Below are 15,765 nucleotides of genomic sequence, written 5' to 3'. Positions count from 1 at the left end.
GCCGCCGCCTCCGCCACTCTTGTCGTTCCAGGGCATGAATGTCCTTTCGCTTGGAATTCCCTCAAGCGCCGGCGTTGCGGCGCAAATCCAGTTGTTCTTCTATAGGGACGCCACCGCGCGCTTTCAACGCGATGCGCCGCGACTTCATCCGTTTTGGGCCGGTAGCGACCCTTTGTCGTCCTCAATACCGTTTTTGTCTTTCAAAGTATCTCGCTGCGGCGCTCGTAGACCGTATAGCGTGTTGCATGGCTGTCCTTTTCGCCGGCCGGAACATCCTGCGTGCTCACCACGCGCCAGGATTTTGGATCGATCGGCGGGAAATGCGCATCGCCGTCGACGGCGGCCAGCACATGGGTGACGTGCAGCCGGTCCGCCAGCGGCAGCGCCTGGGCATAGATCTCGCCGCCGCCGACAACGCAGACCTCGTCCACGCCAGCCATGCAGCGTCCGCGCACCGTTGCCAGCTGAATCGCGGCTTCCAGCGTATGCGCCACCTCGGCGCCCTCGGCGCGCCAGGCCTTGTCGCGCGTGACGACGATGTTCAGCCGGCCCGGCAATGGCCTGCCTATACCCTCATAGGTCTTGCGGCCCATGATGATGGGCTTGCCCATCGTGTCTGCCTTGAAACGCTTGAGATCGGTGGAGAGCCGCCAGGGCAATCCACCGTCCCGGCCGATCACGCCATTCTCTGCGATGGCAACGTAGATCGCAACGTGCATCAGTTCGCATCCCCGCCATTGCTGTCCGACGGTTCGAGCAGCAGGATATCGATATCGTGCTCGGGATAAAAATCGTCCGCCGTCACCTCGAAGGTCGTCGGCCCGATCTTTTTGACATTGTCGCCACAGAACGAAACCAGCGCTTTCGGATTGCCCTTGTCGACGGTCAGCTTGAACTTGCCGATAGTGCCGGCCGCCCAGTTGCCGCCGGTGGTCAGGATATAGGCGATACGGCGCTCGTAATGCCGGGGATAGCCGTCCGCATTGTCCTTGGCGGCCTCTCGCACCGCATTCTCGAACGCGTCGTCCATGCAGTAGCGGGTCTTGTAGGCCGCGTACTGCCCCTGGAACTTGCCGTCGTAGAAGAAACTGACCGAAGACGTACCGCCGACGCTGGGCTTGTAGCGGTGCGAGACATGAACGTCCTTGTTCGCCGGAAAGGTCGAGCGCCACCAATAGGTCGAGCGCAATTGCCAGAAGGGTGTGTAGGCTGGGGTGGCGCCCGGGCCGCTGTCCGCCTCCGGATCCTCGATGATGATGCCGCGGCTCTCCCAGTCCCGAGCAACCGCCTGCGGCAGCTTCGCCAGTGCCGCTTTGGCCGCGTTGCCGAACGGATTGAACGGCACATTCTGCGCCTTGAGGTCGGCACTGATGTCGATGCCGAGCGCAAACACCTTCTGCTCGAGCTGCGGTTTTGCCGCGGCACCGTCGATCGTCACCTCGAAGCCGAGGAAATTGTCGCTCTGGTTTTCGGGGATCGCCGGCATCTCCTCCGGATCGCCCGAGATGTCGGGCATCGGGAAGGCGACGATCGCGTCAACGTCCTTGTCGGTGTTGTTGTGGAAGACGTAGTCGACTGCCACCTTTTCCGGCGAGATGAAGAGGTCCTCGCTTTGCATCGCCACGGCGTCGCTGCGCGACAGGATCAGGCCGCCAGTGCCGAGTTCGGCGATCGAGTCGTTGGCAAAGGCAGGCGCGATTGAAAACGCCAACGCTACGGCCAGAACATATCGCAAGATCGAAGCCCCCTCGGCTGGAATGCCTGGATGACCCTAGCCGTTTCGACGTGGCGTTTCAAAGCCCTTCCGCATCCGAGGCACGCCGGTCTGGACTATCAGGTTCCGATCGGGCAGGAGTTCGCTCCATGCGCAAACTTCTCGTCATCGGCATCGGCGCCGGCAATCCCGACCACCTGACCGTGCAGGCCATATCAGGTCTGAACCGAGCCGACGTGCTGTTCATCCCCGACAAAGGGGCTGACAAGAACGACCTGGCCGAGCTGCGGCGCGAGATCTGCGACCGCTTCGTCACCAACCCCAAGTCACGCCGGGTCGAGTTCGACATGCCGGTGCGCGCCGAGCCGACGTCCTCCTACCGCTCGACAGTCGACGACTGGCACGAAGCCATCGCCGCCATCTATGAAGGCTTGATCGGCGACGAGCTCGGCGACGACGGCTGCGGCGCATTCCTGATCTGGGGCGATCCCTCGCTCTACGACAGCGCACTGCGCATCCTGGAGCGGGTGCGCCTGCGAGGCAATGTCGTCTTCGAACTGGACGTCATCCCCGGCATCACAGCCATCCAGGCGCTTGCAGCCAGCCACAAAACAGCACTGAACCGTATCGGCGATTCCGTCCTGATCACCACCGGCCGTCGACTGACCGAGGAAGGCTTGCCGGAAAATGCCGGCTCGGCGGTGGTCATGCTCGACGGCAAATGCGCCTTCAACACGCTTACCGACAAGGATGTCTTCATCCAGTGGGGCGCCTATCTCGGCACGCCGGACGAGATCATCGTCTCCGGCCATCTCGGCGATGTCGGCGCCGAGATCGAAAAAGTCCGCGAGGACGCCCGCCGAAAGAAGGGCTGGATCATGGACACCTATCTTCTGCGCAAGCCGGAATGAGGCAGTAGGCAGTAGGCAGTAGGCAGTAGGCAGTAGGGAATGATATTCCCGAAGTGAAGTAAGTCATCTGTTCGAACAAAAAGCTCCGACCGTCGAGAACGGTGCTGCCACCCTACTGCCTACTGCCTACTGCCTACTGCCTACTGCCTAATGCCTACCCCTCATCAATCTCCGCCTGCAATGCCTCCATATGCGTGCCCGCCGCGGCGGTCGCCGCGCGTTCGATGGCTCGAAAGCGGCTGACCACCGCAAGGCCAACGGACGTCAGCTGCGCACCGCCGCCCTTGCGGCCACCGGTCTGCGCCGAAACCAGCGGCTTGCCGAACACCCGGTTCATGTCCTCGACCAGATCCCAGGCATGCTTGTAGGACATCTCCATGCCGCGCGCGGCGGCCGAAATCGAGCCGAAAGCGGCAATCTGCTCCAGGAGTTCGATCTTGCCCGGACCGATTCGCCCGTCGGGATCGAGATTTATCCGCAAGCTCAGCGACGGCATTTTTGCTTCTCCGCGATCACGCCAGCCTGTCGGAACTGCTTGGGTGATATCGTTATTCCAAAACAATATAGCGGCGCTCGCCGCCCCTGTCAGCCATGCGCCTCGAGCGGCAAGCCGGCGCTGGTGTTGGCGCGATCGAAACTCACTGTCTTGACCACCGCGAAAACCTTGCCGCCAAGCCGCAGCCTCAGCGCCTGCCGCGACTGTTCGGTGATCCGGGCCAGCACGGTCGCGCCATGGCAATCGATGCCGATCTCGACTGTCGGCCCCTCGCCCGGATTGATCGCCACGATCATGCCGGGCAGAATGTTGAGCGCGCTGAGGCCCGTTGGTTCCTCCGTCGCGATCATCACATCGCGAGCACGAATGCGGATACGCACAGGCGCTCCGGGCTTCATTGCAAGGCGCGGCACGCGGATCTCCCCGGCGGCCGAGCCGAGCACGGTCATGCCGAAAGCCTCGTCGTGACGCAGCACTTTAGTATCCAGAACCGCACCGCCCTCGCCGCGCTCTTCGGCCGGCAACAGGTCGAGCCTTTGCATGACAGCCTCGGTCGGACCTGAGGCAACGACCTTGCCCTGCGCCAGCATCACCACATCGCTGGCCAACCGCGCCACTTCGGCGACCGAATGGCTGACATAGACGATCGGGATCTTCGTCTCGTCGCGCAGCCGCTCGATATAGGGCAGGATCTCGGCCTTGCGCGCCTCGTCGAGCGAAGCCAGCGGCTCGTCCATGAGCAGCAATCTGGGGCTGGCCAGCAACGCCCGTCCGATCGCCACACGTTGCTTTTCGCCGCCCGAAAGCTTTGCCGGCCGTCGCCCGAGCAGCGGGCCGATGCCGAGCAATTCGACAATGGCCTCCATGTCGGCGTAGCGCTCCTTTGCCGGCGTGAACCAGCGGCCATAGCGCAGATTGCTCATCACGCTCATGTGCGGAAACAGGCGCGCGTCCTGAAACACCATGCCGATACGGCGTTTGTGCTTCGGCACGAAAATGCCGGCATCGGTGTCGACCAGCACCCGGTCCTCGACCTCGATGCGCCCCTTGTCGGCCCGGATCAACCCGGCGATCATGTTGATCAGCGTCGTCTTGCCCGAACCGGACGGCCCGAACAGCGCCGTCAGCCGCCCGGCGCTTTCGAAGCGGACGTCGATGGCGAAATCGCCGAGCCGATGGCGGATATCGACGAGGACGCTCATTCGATATCCATCCGCCGGCCGACCCGCCGCGCCAGCACTTCCGAGGCGACCAGTGCCGCCATCGAAATGACAATCGAAATCAGCGTCAGCCGCAGCGCGCCCTCATCGCCGCCCGGCACCTGCGTGAAAGTGTAGATCGCCGACGGCAGCGTCTGCGTCTCGCCGGGGATGTTGGAGACGAAGGTGATGGTCGCACCGAACTCGCCCATCGCCTTGGCGAAGGCCAGGATGGCGCCGGCGATCAGCCCGGGCAAGATCAGCGGCAGCGTGATGGTGCCGAACACCCACAAAGGATTGGCGCCGAGTGTTCCCGCCGCCGCTTCCATCTTGCGGTCCACCGCCTCGATCGACAGCCGGATCGCCCGCACCATCAGCGGAAAGCCCATGACACCGCAGGCGAGTGCCGCACCTGTCCAGCGGAACGAAAAGACGAGGCCGAAATGGTCGGCCAGGAAGGCTCCGGCCGGGCCGCGCTTGCCGAAAGTCAAAAGCAAGAGATAGCCGGTCACGACAGGCGGCAGGATCAGCGGCAGGTGAACCACGCCATTGAGCAGCGTCTTGCCCCAGAACTGGCTCCGGGCAAGCAGCAGCGCGATCGCTATACCGGGCGGCAGGCTGGCGAGCATCGCGACAGTCGCCACCTTGATGGACAGCCGGACCGCATTCCATTCGTCGGGAGTGAGGTCCAGCAGCCAGGTCATGTCGAGGCATCAGGTCCTTTTCGAAACTCAGTTGCTCGGGGTGAGCACCGTGAAGCCCTGCTCCTTGAAGAGCGCGCCGGCCTTGGCCGACTGCAGGCACTTCAGGAAGGCCGGCGTGTCCTTGTCCTTCGAATCGGCGGTCTGGGCAACCGGATAGATGATCGGCGCATGCGAATCCTCCGGGAAGGTGCCGACCACCCTGACGCCTTTTTCGGCATGCGCGTCGGTGGCGTAGACGATGCCCAGCGCCGCTTCGCCGATCGAAACCAGCTTCAGGGCTGCGCGGACATTCTCGGCCTGCGCCACCTTGCCCTCGACAGAGGACCAGACGCCGAGCGATTCCAGCGCGGCCTTGCCGTATTTGCCGGCAGGCACCGCCTTGAAATCACCCATGGCGAGCTTGCCATCGCCAACCAGCCTGGCCAGGTCGAACCCCTTCTCGATCTTGGCTTCGACCGTCGAATCGCTTGGTGCCACCAGCACGATTTCATTGCCGAGCAGCTTCACTTCGGTGTCGGGCCTGGTCAGCTTCTTGTCGGAGAGATACTTCATCCAGTCGAGGTCGGCCGAGATGAACACGTCGGCCGGTGCCCCGCCCTCGATCTGCTTGGCCAGCGCCGAACTCGCGGCGTAGGACACCGTCGCGACCTCGCCGACATCGGCCTCGCAGGCCTTGTTCACCGCGTCGAGCGCATCCTTGAGGCTGGCCGCTGCGAACACCACGACCTTGTCTTGCGCGTGTGCCGCCGGCACCGTGGCCATCAGTGCCGCCGCAAAACCGCCAATGGCGATCGCCCTCGATCCGAAACCTTCGCGCGTCATCGAAAACTCTCCCTGGTTTGAAATCCGATCGGCTCTTGGCCTGCCGATCGATATATCCGTTTGAACATAACAAGGGAAGACGTTTCACCCGACGGCGGCATTGCACGCGGGCGTCGGGCCGACCTACGATAGGGCTGGTTTGGATACAGCGAAAAGCAAAAGAGTTGACCGCATGAAGATCAGCGCCCGCAACCTTCTCAAGGGAACGATCATCGAGATCGTCGAGGGAGCCACCACCTCGCATGTCAGGATCGACATTGGCGGCGACGCCATCGTGACGGCCTCGATCACCAACGAAGCCGTGGCCGACCTCAAGCCCCAGGCGGGCAAGCCGGCTTACGCCGTCATCAAGGCTTCGGACGTCATGGTGGCGATCGATTGAGCCTGGTGGCTCACACCGCGATCGGCGCCTTGATCGACGCATCGGCGATGTAGTTTTCCAGGCGGAAATCCTCGAAGCGGAAGGCGAACAGGTCCTTCACCTCCGGGTTGATCCACATCGTCGGCAGCGCCCTCGGCGTGCGCCGCAGCTGTTCGCGCGCCTGTTCGAAATGGTTGGAATAGAGATGCGCGTCGCCGAGCGTGTGGACGAAATCGCCCGGCTTCAGCCCGGTCACCTGCGCCACCATCATGGTCAGCAGCGCGTAAGACGCGATGTTGAACGGCACGCCGAGGAAGATATCGGCCGAACGCTGGTAAAGCTGGCAGGAAAGCCGGCCTTCGGACACATAGAACTGGAACAGGCAGTGGCAAGGTGGCAGCGCCATCGCCTCCACCTCGGCCGGATTCCAGGCCGAAACGATCAGCCGCCGCGATTGAGGATTACGGCGTATCTCTTTCAGAAGATTGGCGATCTGGTCGATCGAACCGCCATGGCCATCCGGCCAGGAACGCCACTGCTTGCCGTAGACCGGGCCGAGATCCCCATTCTCATCCGCCCATTCGTCCCAGATCGTAACGCCGTGGTCGGTCAGGTATTTGATGTTGGTGTCGCCGGCCAGGAACCACAGGAGTTCATGGATGATCGACTTCAAATGCAGCTTCTTGGTGGTGGTGACCGGAAAGCCGCGCGAGAGGTCGAACCGCATCTGGTAGCCGAAGACGGAGCGCGTGCCGGTACCGGTGCGGTCGCCGCGATCGGCGCCGTTTTCCAGCACATGCTGCAGGAGGTCGAGATACTGGCGCATCGGTTCCGGCTCGATTCGAAAGTTCAGGCATTATAGCTGCCAGACAGGCGGCCGAACACTCAAAACGATGTCAGCGTTGCTGGCACCACCACTCCTCCCAGCGTCGGCGCCGCCCCTCATTGCCCTGCCGGGCATTTCTCCCCGTAAAGTGACGGGGAGAAAGAGGCTAGTTGCAACACCGCGCTCTTCGCAATGCTGGCAATTGGCAAAACCGGCAATCGCAGCGTCCTTCTCCCCGTCACTATACGGGGAGAAGATGGCGGCAGCCAGATGAGGGGCAGCGCTGGCGCGTGGTGAAGTGAAAAACAAACCTGTCCTGCCGCACCGGTTTGGCGAACCGACACGACCGTCAAAGCGAGCCGAGCTTGCCCAGTTCCTTGGCCACCAGATAATAGAAGGTCACCCGGCCCTTGCTGTGGTCCGCATGCATTGCCTTGCAGGTTTTCTCAATCGCGGCGTCGGCTTTCGCCCCGTCGCTAACCCCGAGCTTCTTGGCAACCCAGCTCTCCTTTACGCGCTCAAGCTCTTTCGGATCGGTGCAGGACACCAGCGAGGAGTCGCGGTTCCTCAGCGCAATACCCAGATGCTTGACGATCTTTTCGACGGCGTCGGCGCTGGCGCCCGCGTCGTATTTCTTCACATCCGCAAGATAGTCGGCCATCAAAATTCCCCTCGTCGGCGCCACGGATCCGATCGATGAGGGCTGTGGCGCTTCGCAACTCGTGCGCTAGTCGGTAACTCCTCACCGCCCGCAAAGCTTCGGTTGAGACCGTGCCCAAGTCAACCCTTGCCGTCGCAATTTGACACAGGGACAAAGCCCCATTGCGGCCTTTCATTTCAGCGAAACGCCCCCTATATTCGTTTTGTCGGCTTGACCGACTATGGCGATAAACAGGCGATGAAATAAGCCGTTCGGACCCGGGGGCGGTACCCGGCGCCTCCACCAAAAGCCGCTGTTGACGACAGAGCGGTTTTTGCTGGGGGCGAAATAGGATCGACGAAGGTGTAAAGATCGTACTTTTGCCCGGCATTGTACCACCGTTATCGGGCTAAACTTATAGTTGCCAACGACAACTATGCGGAAGCACGTCTCGCTGCTTAATGCAGTGCGATAGCTTCAAATCAAGCCCTAGGGGTTCGCACTTCTAGGCGGGGTTCGGAGGTACCTGGCAACAGAAACCTCCACTTCTCCCCTCCTTCAATATGCGTCACGCACGACGGCAAGGCTCTTGCTGTCCGGACTTCGCTCGACCTGCTGGCCGCGAAGCCGCCGCGTCGCGTACCCTTCTCAATGGACAAAGAGATGCAGAACGATTCCGATCGATTCTTCGTGCTGACCGGCGGCCCGGGCTCCGGCAAGACCACTTTGATCGAGGCGCTGAGACAGGCTGGGTTTGCGACGGCGCCGGAAGCCGGGCGCGGCATCATTCGCGACCAGATGGCGATCGGCGGTCCCGCCCTGCCCTGGCAGGACCGTGCGCTCTTTGCCGAACTGATGCTGTTATGGGAACTGCGTTCCTGGCATGCCGCGCACTCCGAGGCCGGTCCGGTTTTCTTCGATCGCGGCGTGCCGGACACGGTCGGCTACCTCAGGCTTTGCGGCCTGCCGGTGCCGGATCACCTCGTCAATGCGGCGGAGAAATTCCGTTATGCGCGCCGTGTCTTCATCGCACCGCCATGGCCGGAAATCTTCGTGCAGGATAAAGAGCGCAAGCAGACGCTGGACCAGGCCAGACGCACCCATGACTCGGTGGCTGGCGGCTACGCCGAACTCGGCTACGAACTGGTGCCCCTGCCGCTTGTGCCGGTCGAAGAGCGTGTTCGCTTCATCCTTGACGAGGCGGGGCTCCAGACATGAAAGCGGACATGAAAAAGGCCGGGACGAACCCGGCCTTTTTCGTGCGTTTGCGGCTGCTTATTCCGCAGGCGCCTCGACCGCTTCGCGCGAGCGGCCGAGCGTGACTTTGGCCAGCGTGAACGAAATCACCGCGCAGAGCGTGATGCCGGCGACCATCGGCAGCGGCGTGCCGTCGAAGAACACGCCGGCAACGCCCATCGCCAGCGCGCCGATGGCGAAGTGCAGCGTGCCCATCAGCGCCGAAGCAGTGCCGGCGATCTCCCCATGCTCTTCCATGGCCAGCACCGAAGTGGTGGGGATGACCAGGCCGAGGAAGCCGTAGCCGACGAACAGCAAGGCTGCCATCACGTCGAGCCGGTCGACACCCGTCGCCATCACCGCCAGCAGCACCACCATCGTGGTCGCATAGCCCGTCACCGCGACGCGCACCACGCGCCGCAGCCCGAAGCGCTCGGCCAGCAGCCCCGTCAGCTGCGACATGCCGATGAAGGCCACCGCGTTGATCGAGAAGAACACGCTGTAGACCGAAGGCGACAGCCCGTAGTGGTCGATCAGGATGAAGGATGAGCTCGACAGATAGACGAAGAAGCTCGCAATGCCGAAGCCGGCGATCGCCACCAGGCCAAGGAAGTTGCGGTCGCCCATCAGGAAGCGGTAGCCGGCAAGGGCGGTGCCAGAGGAGGAGCCAAGGCGTTCTTCCGCCGGCCGCGTCTCCTTGAGCGAGGTCGCGAGCAAAATAGTGGCAAGGGCCGCCGCGCCGGTCACCGTCCAGAAGACGGCGCGCCAGCCGAAATTCTCGATGATCTGGCTGCCGGTCAGCGGCGCCAGGATCGGCGACACCGAAAACACCAGCATCAGCAACGACATCAGCTTGGCGGCCTCGTTGCCGGTGTGCAGATCGCGCACGATGGCGCGCGGCACGGCCATGCCGGCACTGGCGCCAAGCCCTTGCAGGAAGCGGAAGGCGATCAACCACTCGATGGTCGGGCTCATTGCCGAGCCGATGCCACCGACCATGAACAGCGCCAAACCGCCATAGAGCGGCAGCTTGCGGCCGACCATGTCGGAGATCGGCCCGACGACGATCTGGCCAAACCCCATCGACAGGAAGAAGATCAGCAGGCTCATCTGCACGGCGGCGGTGCTGGCATGCAGATCCTCGCCGATCGACGGCAAAGCGGGAAGATACATGTCGATCGCGAACGGGCCGATGGCGGACAACAGGCCAAGCACGACCGCGATGCGGAGGAATTTGGGACTCATGATATTGGCTTCTTTCGAATCTGGTTGCCGCGCCGAAGCAGCACGTAACCCTAGGACGTTCCATCCCGTAAGATTCCGACTCCCCAAGCACGAAAATATCCGCTTCGGGATGAAATCCCTTTTATCTTATGCCCACAAATTTAGACAGGCTTGTCCAAATCGTCAATCACTCCTATATAGATTTCGATGAGATTAGGCGTTTCTCCTGACACTTTCCCGCCACGCGGCCACGAGGCCAAGAGGCTGTCGATCGTTGGAGCTGCGGCCGGCGTATTCTGCCGCGAGGGCTTCGCCGGCGCCAATATCGACCTGATCGCCGCCGAGGCAGGCGTGTCGCGCCAGACTGTCTACAATCACCATGGCGACAAGGAGAAGCTCTTCATGGCCGTGGTGCGCGACCTTACCGAGCGCTGCAACGGCGGCATCTTCGCCACCATTGCCACCTTCCCCGATCAGCCCGGGGATCTCGAAGCCGACCTGATCGGCTTTGCCGTCCGTTTGAACCAGAACTGCATCTGCAACCGCGACGGAAAATTCCTGCGCAAGCTGATCCAGACCGAAGGCGAGCGCTATCCCGAATTGTTTGCCGAGTGGCGCGAACAGGGTCCGGGCAGGACATGGCCGGCAATCGCCGCCCGCTTCGCCCGCCTCGCTTATGGCGGCTATCTCGCAATCGAGGACCCCGATGTCGCGGCGCGCCAGTTCCTCGGCCTGGTCAATGCCGAACTGCAGACCACCTTCATGCTCGGCGGCACGCCGCGCGAGGACGAGGTGGTGCAATCGGCGACCAATGGCGTGCGCACTTTCCTGCGTGCTTTCGGCAAGCGTCCTTCCCCGAGCAGCGTCAAAAAGCAAAGCGCGCTGGCCAGCGCATAACATTTGCGATTGATGAAGCCGGCTTCGCCGATCAAATCGTCGCCAATAGTCCTCGCTTCGACGCGGCTGCGGTCTATATGCGGTTTACGCCGCGCTCAAGCTTGATTACAGCTATACGGACGATTCAACGGAACCCGACCACCACATGGCCGACGACCACATCCGCTACGACATTCTGGCCCAGGAGGCGTTGCGCGGCGTCATGCGCAAGGTCCTGGCCGAAGTCGCGCGCACCGGCCTCCCCGGCAATCACCACTTCTTCATCACCTTCCTGACTGGCGCGCCTGGCGTGCGCGTATCGTCGCGCCTGCGCGAGCGCTACCCCGAGCAGATGACCATCGTCATCCAGTTCCAGTACTGGGACCTGAAGGTGACCGACACCGGCTTCGAGGTCGGCCTGTCGTTCTCCGACGTGCCGGAGAAACTCGAGATCCCGTTCTCGGCCGTGCGCGGCTTCTACGATCCCTCGGTCAATTTCGAACTCGAATTCGACGTCAAGACCGACGCGCAGCCCGACGAGGAACCGGCCCAGCCGGCCCCCGAGCCGCTGACCATCGTCACGGAGAAGAAGCCGAAAGCCGAGAAGAAGGCCGCAGCCGAACCGGAGAAGAAGCCCGCCGCGGCTGACGCCGGTACCAAGGGCGCCGAAGTGGTTTCGCTCGACGCCTTCCGCAAGAAATAGGCTCGCGGGCCATGGCCGACATCGTCAATCTCCGCCAGGCTCGCAAGCAGAAGGCGCGGGACAACAAGGCGCGCGTTGCTGAACAGAACCGGGCGCTGCACGGCCGGTCCAAGGCGGACAGGCAGCGCGACCGGCTGATTGCCGACAAGGCCGAGAAATTTATCGCCGGCCATCGCCTCGACCCCTCCGGCAGCGACGAACAATGAGCGTTTGGCCGTGAGCGTCGTCGAAAAGCGCTCGGTGACCATTCGCGGCCACCGCACCAGCTATTCCCTCGAAAAACCCTTCTATGACGATCTCGTCGCCATTGCCGCGGAGAGAAAGCTGACACTCGCCGCGCTTGTCGCTGAAGTCGACGAGGCCCGGCCTCGCGACACCAACCTGTCCTCGGCGCTCAGGCTCCATGTACTGGCGTGGGCGAAGCACGGCACAGCCAGCACGCCAACAAGAAATACATCAATGGAACCGCGTTGAATGCCGGGGCGTGGCAACACAATGATGTCGCCCGCCTTAAGTTTCCGATCGCGGATAGGATTTGTTAGCCACCGCCGCTCACATTTCGGTATCAATTCTTCGCTACGGTACCCCGAGTTTACTTGGTAACTGGGGGTAGTCTTGAAACCGATCAAAGCGCCTACGGGCGCGGCATGGCTGGACATCGCCCGCTATGCAGTCAGTTGCCCAAGCCCCCACAACACCCAGCCATTCCGGCTTCGCATCCGCAGCGACAGCGAGGCAGACGTCATCTTTCTCCCGCGCCGCGGGCTCTGGGTCGCCGATCCACATGGCCGCTTTACCTGGCTCACGGCCGGCATCTTCGTCGAAATCTGTTCGATCGCGGCGCACGGCTTGGGATTTGAGCTCGATCGGGAAACTCACTTCTCGCCGATGTATCCCGACAACGACACCGAAACACCTCAGACGATCGCCCGCTTGACCCTTCGGCAAGCTTCCGGGCCCATCGCGGATTTTGATCCTGCGCTGATCCTCGATCGGCATACATCACGATTGCCTTACGATGGGTACCCGATCTCCGAGCAATTGCTGGCCGACCTGCGAACGGAAGCGCGGCATACCGGCCACAGCTTCGAATCGCGAAGCGACCATGAAGCCATCGACTGGGTCATCGAGCTCAACCGTCAGGCCCTGTTCCATGACATGCTGAACGACCCGATCCGCCTGGAGTTGGTGCGCTGGCTGCGCTTCAGTGGCCGCGAAGAAGACATCACCGGCGACGGACTGTCGGCACGCTGTCTCGGCTTCTCGGGTCCGCTGTTGCACAGCTTCTTCAGCAGGCCGCGGTTCTGGACCATGCCGGGCATACGCAGCCTGGTCAGTTTTCTCTACGCACGCAGCATGAAGGGCGTCGGCACCATCGGCTGGCTGCGGGGTCCCTATGTCGGCATCGACGACTGGTATCGCGCCGGCATCACCATGATCCGTCTGTGGTTGATTGTGGCCCGCCACGGCTACTACTGGCAGCCATATGGCTCCGTGATCACATCGGACGAGGCGCGCCTCAACATGATCCGCTATTTCGGCATGCCCGATGAAAAAGGCGGAACCGACATGGTCTGGTTGCTGCTGCGACTGGGCAGGAGCGAGGCTCCGCCGATCAGCAACAGGCTACCCTTCGAGGACATCGTGCTATGCGGTTGATGAAACATCTGGCACGGCCGTTCTTCCTGTTCCTGGTTGCAGTGGTCAATCTGGTTGAAGGCGCCTTTGCGTCGTCGCGCCACGCCTACAGGCTCCTGCTCGTTCCCGGCTTCGAGCGCGTGCGCTGGGGTTTGGGCGCCTGGCGCGCCTGGGCCAATTTCTACCACGCCTACGATCGGGTGCCGGCCTACCGCGCCTATATCGATTCTCTCGGCGGCAAGCCTGAGATTCTGCTCGATCACGTCACCAAGCCCGACCTCACGTCGATCCCCGAGATGGACAAGGAATCCTACGTCCGCAAGTACAGCCAGGAAGAGCGGGTCCTGGGGGGCATCTTGCCGTCTACGGGTGTCACCGTCGATGAATCCTCCGGCAGCAGCGGCACGCCGACAAGCTGGGTTCGCGGCAGGACCGAGCGACGGATCACCACCCGCATGATGCAGATGACGTTCCATCGTATCACCGGCGAGGGCGAAACCATCTTCATCCTCAACGCCTTCGCGCTCGGCGCATGGGCAACCGGGATGAACGTCGCGATTTCGCTCAGCGACACCACGATCCTCAAATCGACGGGTCCCAATCTCGATAAGATCATCAACACGATCCACGAATTCGGCCCTCGTTTTCGTTACGTGGTCATGGGCTATCCGCCTTTCCTCAAGACGCTCGCCGACGATCCGCGACTTGACTGGTCCAAATTTACCATCGATGCGGCCTTCGGCGGCGAAGGCGTGTCGGAGAGCCTGCGCGGCTATCTGCTCAAGAAATTCCACCGCGTGGTTGGCAGCTACGGCGCCTCCGACCTTGAGGTCAACATGGCGCTCGAGAGCGAACTCACCATCAATCTGCGGCGCGCGCTTCTGACGGATGAGCGGTTGCGCGAAGCCATTATCCGGGTTGGCTACGGCGTCACACCGATGATCTTCCAGTACAATCCGCTTGCCTACCATCTGGAGGAAAACGCCAAGGGCGAATTGGTGGCGACGATTTCGCGGCCCTACAACATCTCACCCAAAATCCGTTACAACATCCGCGATCGCGGGCATGTGCTGCGTTTCGGGGACCTCAGGCGCATTCTCAAAAGACTTGGCCGCGAGGATATCCTGAGGGCAAGCAACCGCAATCTCGACCTGCCGCTGCTGTTCATCTATGGCCGCTCGGACATGTCCATCGAATACTACGGCGCCAAGGTTACCCCTGACAGCCTTCGAGAAATCCTGTTCAGCCTCGATATTCTGGCACCGGTGCTGAGCACCTTCCGGCTGATCTCTTATGAGGACGCAGCGCACAACAAGCGCATGGAGGTCGCCATCGAGCTCGTCGACGCCGCTGTCTTCGCCCATCCCATCGAGACGCTGCAAGATACGGTCTTCACCAAACTGGCAGCAATGAACGGCGATTTCCTGAATGCCTGGAAACGCACGGCGACCCCTGAAAACATGCCGGAGCTCAAAATATATGCCTTCAACACCGGACCATTCGAAGGTGGCCAGCGGCGGCTCAAGAATGAGTATGTCGCTTCCAAAATAACCTACGACAAGCTTTGAGGCGCCCGTTCAAGCAGTCTCGGCAAGTTCTGGATATTCCTAGATGTAGAGCGGCCGGGTAAGGCAGTGAACGCCGCCGGTCGCCTTGGCGATCTCGGTGCCCTTGACGACATCGATGCGGATGCCGGCTGCCTTTTCGAGAACAGCCTTCAACTCGCCGGGAAGATCGAAGGCGAGGTAGCGACGGTTGCCAAGCGGCAGCAGATTGCACCGCTCGTGGGCGATCGCATCGGCCTTGTTGCAGCGAATGATCGAGCAGCCCAACGCCTCGGCATAGGCCAGCGGATTGACGGCGCTCAGCCTGCGTTCCTCATCGATAAGGAACCCGGCGCCGAACATTCCGGCCGCGGCCAGGATCACCTTTTCAGGTAGGACGGTGAACCCGGTATCCAGATGAAGCAGCTCAGGATCGTGCGAGAGGCCGATGACATAGTCGACATGCTGCGGGATCAGATCGAGCGCCAGTTTTATCGCGGCCGCCTTGGTCGTGCGTACCCCGAACCCGACGAGCAGGACGCGCTTGTCGTTGAAGGTCACCGGAAGCACGTCACCGCCTTCCAGATATTCGTCGTGCTCGAACTGCGTGAGCGGGCTCATGCCAAGTCTTTGCAGCGCGGCGCTGACCACGACCGCTTCGCGGGCGCGGCTTGGCAAGGCCGGGCGGGTCGGGATGAATTTGTCGGGCGCCCAGGGTAACGTCACCGAACTGTCGCGCATGAAAATGAGATTGGGATTGTTTGCCGCCTCGGCATGAAACGGCTCGTGGTCGCCAATCACATCATCGAGATAAAGTGTTTCGACATGCGTTCCCAGCAAAGCGGCGAAGGCGTCGTATTCGGTGTAGAGC

The 15,765-nt window shown here is 62.0% G+C and carries 19 protein-coding genes and 1 other RNA gene; 10 read left to right on the top strand and 10 right to left on the bottom strand.

What is annotated here, in order from left to right; translation table 11 throughout:
- Positions 1–200: 200 nt before the first annotated feature.
- Together FJ548_RS29085 and FJ548_RS29080 are read right to left on the bottom strand one after the other, a co-directional pair.
- Positions 201–719: a dihydrofolate reductase gene (locus FJ548_RS29085; RefSeq protein ID WP_140779699.1), complete on the bottom strand. Its 519-nt coding sequence runs from the start codon at positions 717–719 to the stop codon at positions 201–203.
- Positions 719–1,738, bottom strand: a complete 1,020-nt coding sequence (locus FJ548_RS29080) for a DUF4424 domain-containing protein (RefSeq protein WP_140779698.1) — start codon at positions 1,736–1,738, stop codon at positions 719–721. The genes FJ548_RS29085 and FJ548_RS29080 overlap by 1 nt, the downstream gene beginning before the upstream one ends.
- Before the next feature lie 125 nt (positions 1,739–1,863).
- Between FJ548_RS29080 and cobF the strand changes: the two genes are divergently transcribed.
- The gene (gene cobF, locus FJ548_RS29075) at positions 1,864–2,625 is read left to right on the top strand and encodes a precorrin-6A synthase (deacetylating) (protein WP_140779696.1); all 762 of its coding nucleotides are present in this window, start codon (positions 1,864–1,866) and stop codon (positions 2,623–2,625) included.
- A gap of 154 nt (positions 2,626–2,779) precedes the next feature.
- Here the strand turns inward: cobF and FJ548_RS29070 are convergent, their stop codons facing one another.
- The 4 genes from FJ548_RS29070 to modA form a co-directional block, all read right to left on the bottom strand.
- Positions 2,780–3,121 carry a winged helix-turn-helix domain-containing protein gene (locus FJ548_RS29070; RefSeq protein ID WP_140779695.1) on the bottom strand — a complete coding sequence of 114 codons (342 nt, stop codon included), beginning with the start codon at positions 3,119–3,121 and terminating at the stop codon, positions 2,780–2,782.
- A gap of 89 nt (positions 3,122–3,210) precedes the next feature.
- Positions 3,211–4,323: a molybdenum ABC transporter ATP-binding protein gene (gene modC / locus FJ548_RS29065; RefSeq protein ID WP_140779693.1), complete on the bottom strand. Its 1,113-nt coding sequence runs from the start codon at positions 4,321–4,323 to the stop codon at positions 3,211–3,213.
- Positions 4,320–5,024 (bottom strand): molybdate ABC transporter permease subunit, encoded by a 705-nt coding sequence (gene modB / locus FJ548_RS29060; protein ID WP_140607909.1) that lies wholly within the window; start codon positions 5,022–5,024, stop codon positions 4,320–4,322. Before modB ends, modC begins: the two co-directional genes overlap by 4 nt.
- Before the next feature lie 27 nt (positions 5,025–5,051).
- Positions 5,052–5,846, bottom strand: coding sequence for a molybdate ABC transporter substrate-binding protein (gene modA, locus FJ548_RS29055; RefSeq protein WP_140779692.1), 795 nt, complete (start codon positions 5,844–5,846; stop codon positions 5,052–5,054).
- A 172-nt stretch (positions 5,847–6,018) separates the two neighbouring features.
- Here modA and FJ548_RS29050 point away from each other — a divergent pair, with 172 nt between their 5' ends.
- The gene (locus FJ548_RS29050; protein ID WP_140779691.1) at positions 6,019–6,228 is read left to right on the top strand and encodes a molybdopterin-binding protein; all 210 of its coding nucleotides are present in this window, start codon (positions 6,019–6,021) and stop codon (positions 6,226–6,228) included.
- 10 nt (positions 6,229–6,238) lie between these two features.
- Here FJ548_RS29050 and FJ548_RS29045 read toward each other — a convergent pair whose 3' ends face one another.
- Positions 6,239–7,033, bottom strand: a complete 795-nt coding sequence (locus FJ548_RS29045; protein WP_140765978.1) for a thymidylate synthase — start codon at positions 7,031–7,033, stop codon at positions 6,239–6,241.
- A gap of 349 nt (positions 7,034–7,382) precedes the next feature.
- A complete protein-coding gene (locus FJ548_RS29035) occupies positions 7,383–7,694 on the bottom strand; it encodes a DUF2853 family protein (RefSeq protein WP_140607920.1) in 312 nt (103 codons plus the stop codon).
- Positions 7,695–7,859: 165 nt separating this feature from the next.
- On the opposite strand from FJ548_RS29035, the gene ssrA reads away from it, so the two are divergent.
- Both ssrA and FJ548_RS29025 read left to right on the top strand, forming a co-directional pair.
- Positions 7,860–8,220, top strand: a transfer-messenger RNA (tmRNA) gene (gene ssrA / locus FJ548_RS29030).
- 116 nt (positions 8,221–8,336) lie between these two features.
- Entirely contained in the window at positions 8,337–8,891 is a 555-nt protein-coding gene (locus FJ548_RS29025) for an AAA family ATPase (protein WP_140779690.1), read from the top strand.
- A 57-nt stretch (positions 8,892–8,948) separates the two neighbouring features.
- Here FJ548_RS29025 and FJ548_RS29020 read toward each other — a convergent pair whose 3' ends face one another.
- Positions 8,949–10,154 carry a multidrug effflux MFS transporter gene (locus FJ548_RS29020; RefSeq protein ID WP_140779689.1) on the bottom strand — a complete coding sequence of 402 codons (1,206 nt, stop codon included), beginning with the start codon at positions 10,152–10,154 and terminating at the stop codon, positions 8,949–8,951.
- Positions 10,155–10,340: 186 nt separating this feature from the next.
- On the opposite strand from FJ548_RS29020, the gene FJ548_RS29015 reads away from it, so the two are divergent.
- From FJ548_RS29015 to FJ548_RS28990, 6 genes are all read left to right on the top strand, one after another.
- Positions 10,341–11,030: a TetR/AcrR family transcriptional regulator gene (locus FJ548_RS29015; protein WP_140779688.1), complete on the top strand. Its 690-nt coding sequence runs from the start codon at positions 10,341–10,343 to the stop codon at positions 11,028–11,030.
- Positions 11,031–11,175: 145 nt separating this feature from the next.
- Complete coding sequence (locus tag FJ548_RS29010) at positions 11,176–11,712, top strand: SspB family protein (RefSeq protein ID WP_140699944.1); 537 nt, start codon at positions 11,176–11,178, stop codon at positions 11,710–11,712.
- 11 nt (positions 11,713–11,723) lie between these two features.
- The gene (locus FJ548_RS29005) at positions 11,724–11,918 is read left to right on the top strand and encodes a DUF4169 family protein (protein ID WP_140699942.1); all 195 of its coding nucleotides are present in this window, start codon (positions 11,724–11,726) and stop codon (positions 11,916–11,918) included.
- Between the two features lie 10 nt (positions 11,919–11,928).
- Entirely contained in the window at positions 11,929–12,186 is a 258-nt protein-coding gene (locus FJ548_RS29000) for a ribbon-helix-helix domain-containing protein (RefSeq protein WP_140607932.1), read from the top strand.
- 141 nt (positions 12,187–12,327) lie between these two features.
- Complete coding sequence (locus FJ548_RS28995) at positions 12,328–13,371, top strand: hypothetical protein (RefSeq protein ID WP_140699937.1); 1,044 nt, start codon at positions 12,328–12,330, stop codon at positions 13,369–13,371.
- The gene (locus tag FJ548_RS28990) at positions 13,362–14,918 is read left to right on the top strand and encodes a CoF synthetase (protein WP_140779687.1); all 1,557 of its coding nucleotides are present in this window, start codon (positions 13,362–13,364) and stop codon (positions 14,916–14,918) included. Before FJ548_RS28995 ends, FJ548_RS28990 begins: the two co-directional genes overlap by 10 nt.
- A gap of 39 nt (positions 14,919–14,957) precedes the next feature.
- On the opposite strand, the gene FJ548_RS28985 is transcribed toward FJ548_RS28990, so the two are convergent.
- Positions 14,958–15,765, bottom strand: an 808-nt coding sequence (locus tag FJ548_RS28985; RefSeq protein WP_210242714.1) for an arginine deiminase family protein, incomplete at its 5' end; no start/stop codon positions are given.

Origin of the sequence: Mesorhizobium sp. B2-4-17 (assembly GCF_006441275.1) — a bacterium.
Lineage (GTDB): Bacteria > Pseudomonadota > Alphaproteobacteria > Rhizobiales > Rhizobiaceae > Mesorhizobium.
Note: the sequence above shows the minus strand (reverse complement) of the source record. Positions and strands in the feature narration are given on the sequence as shown.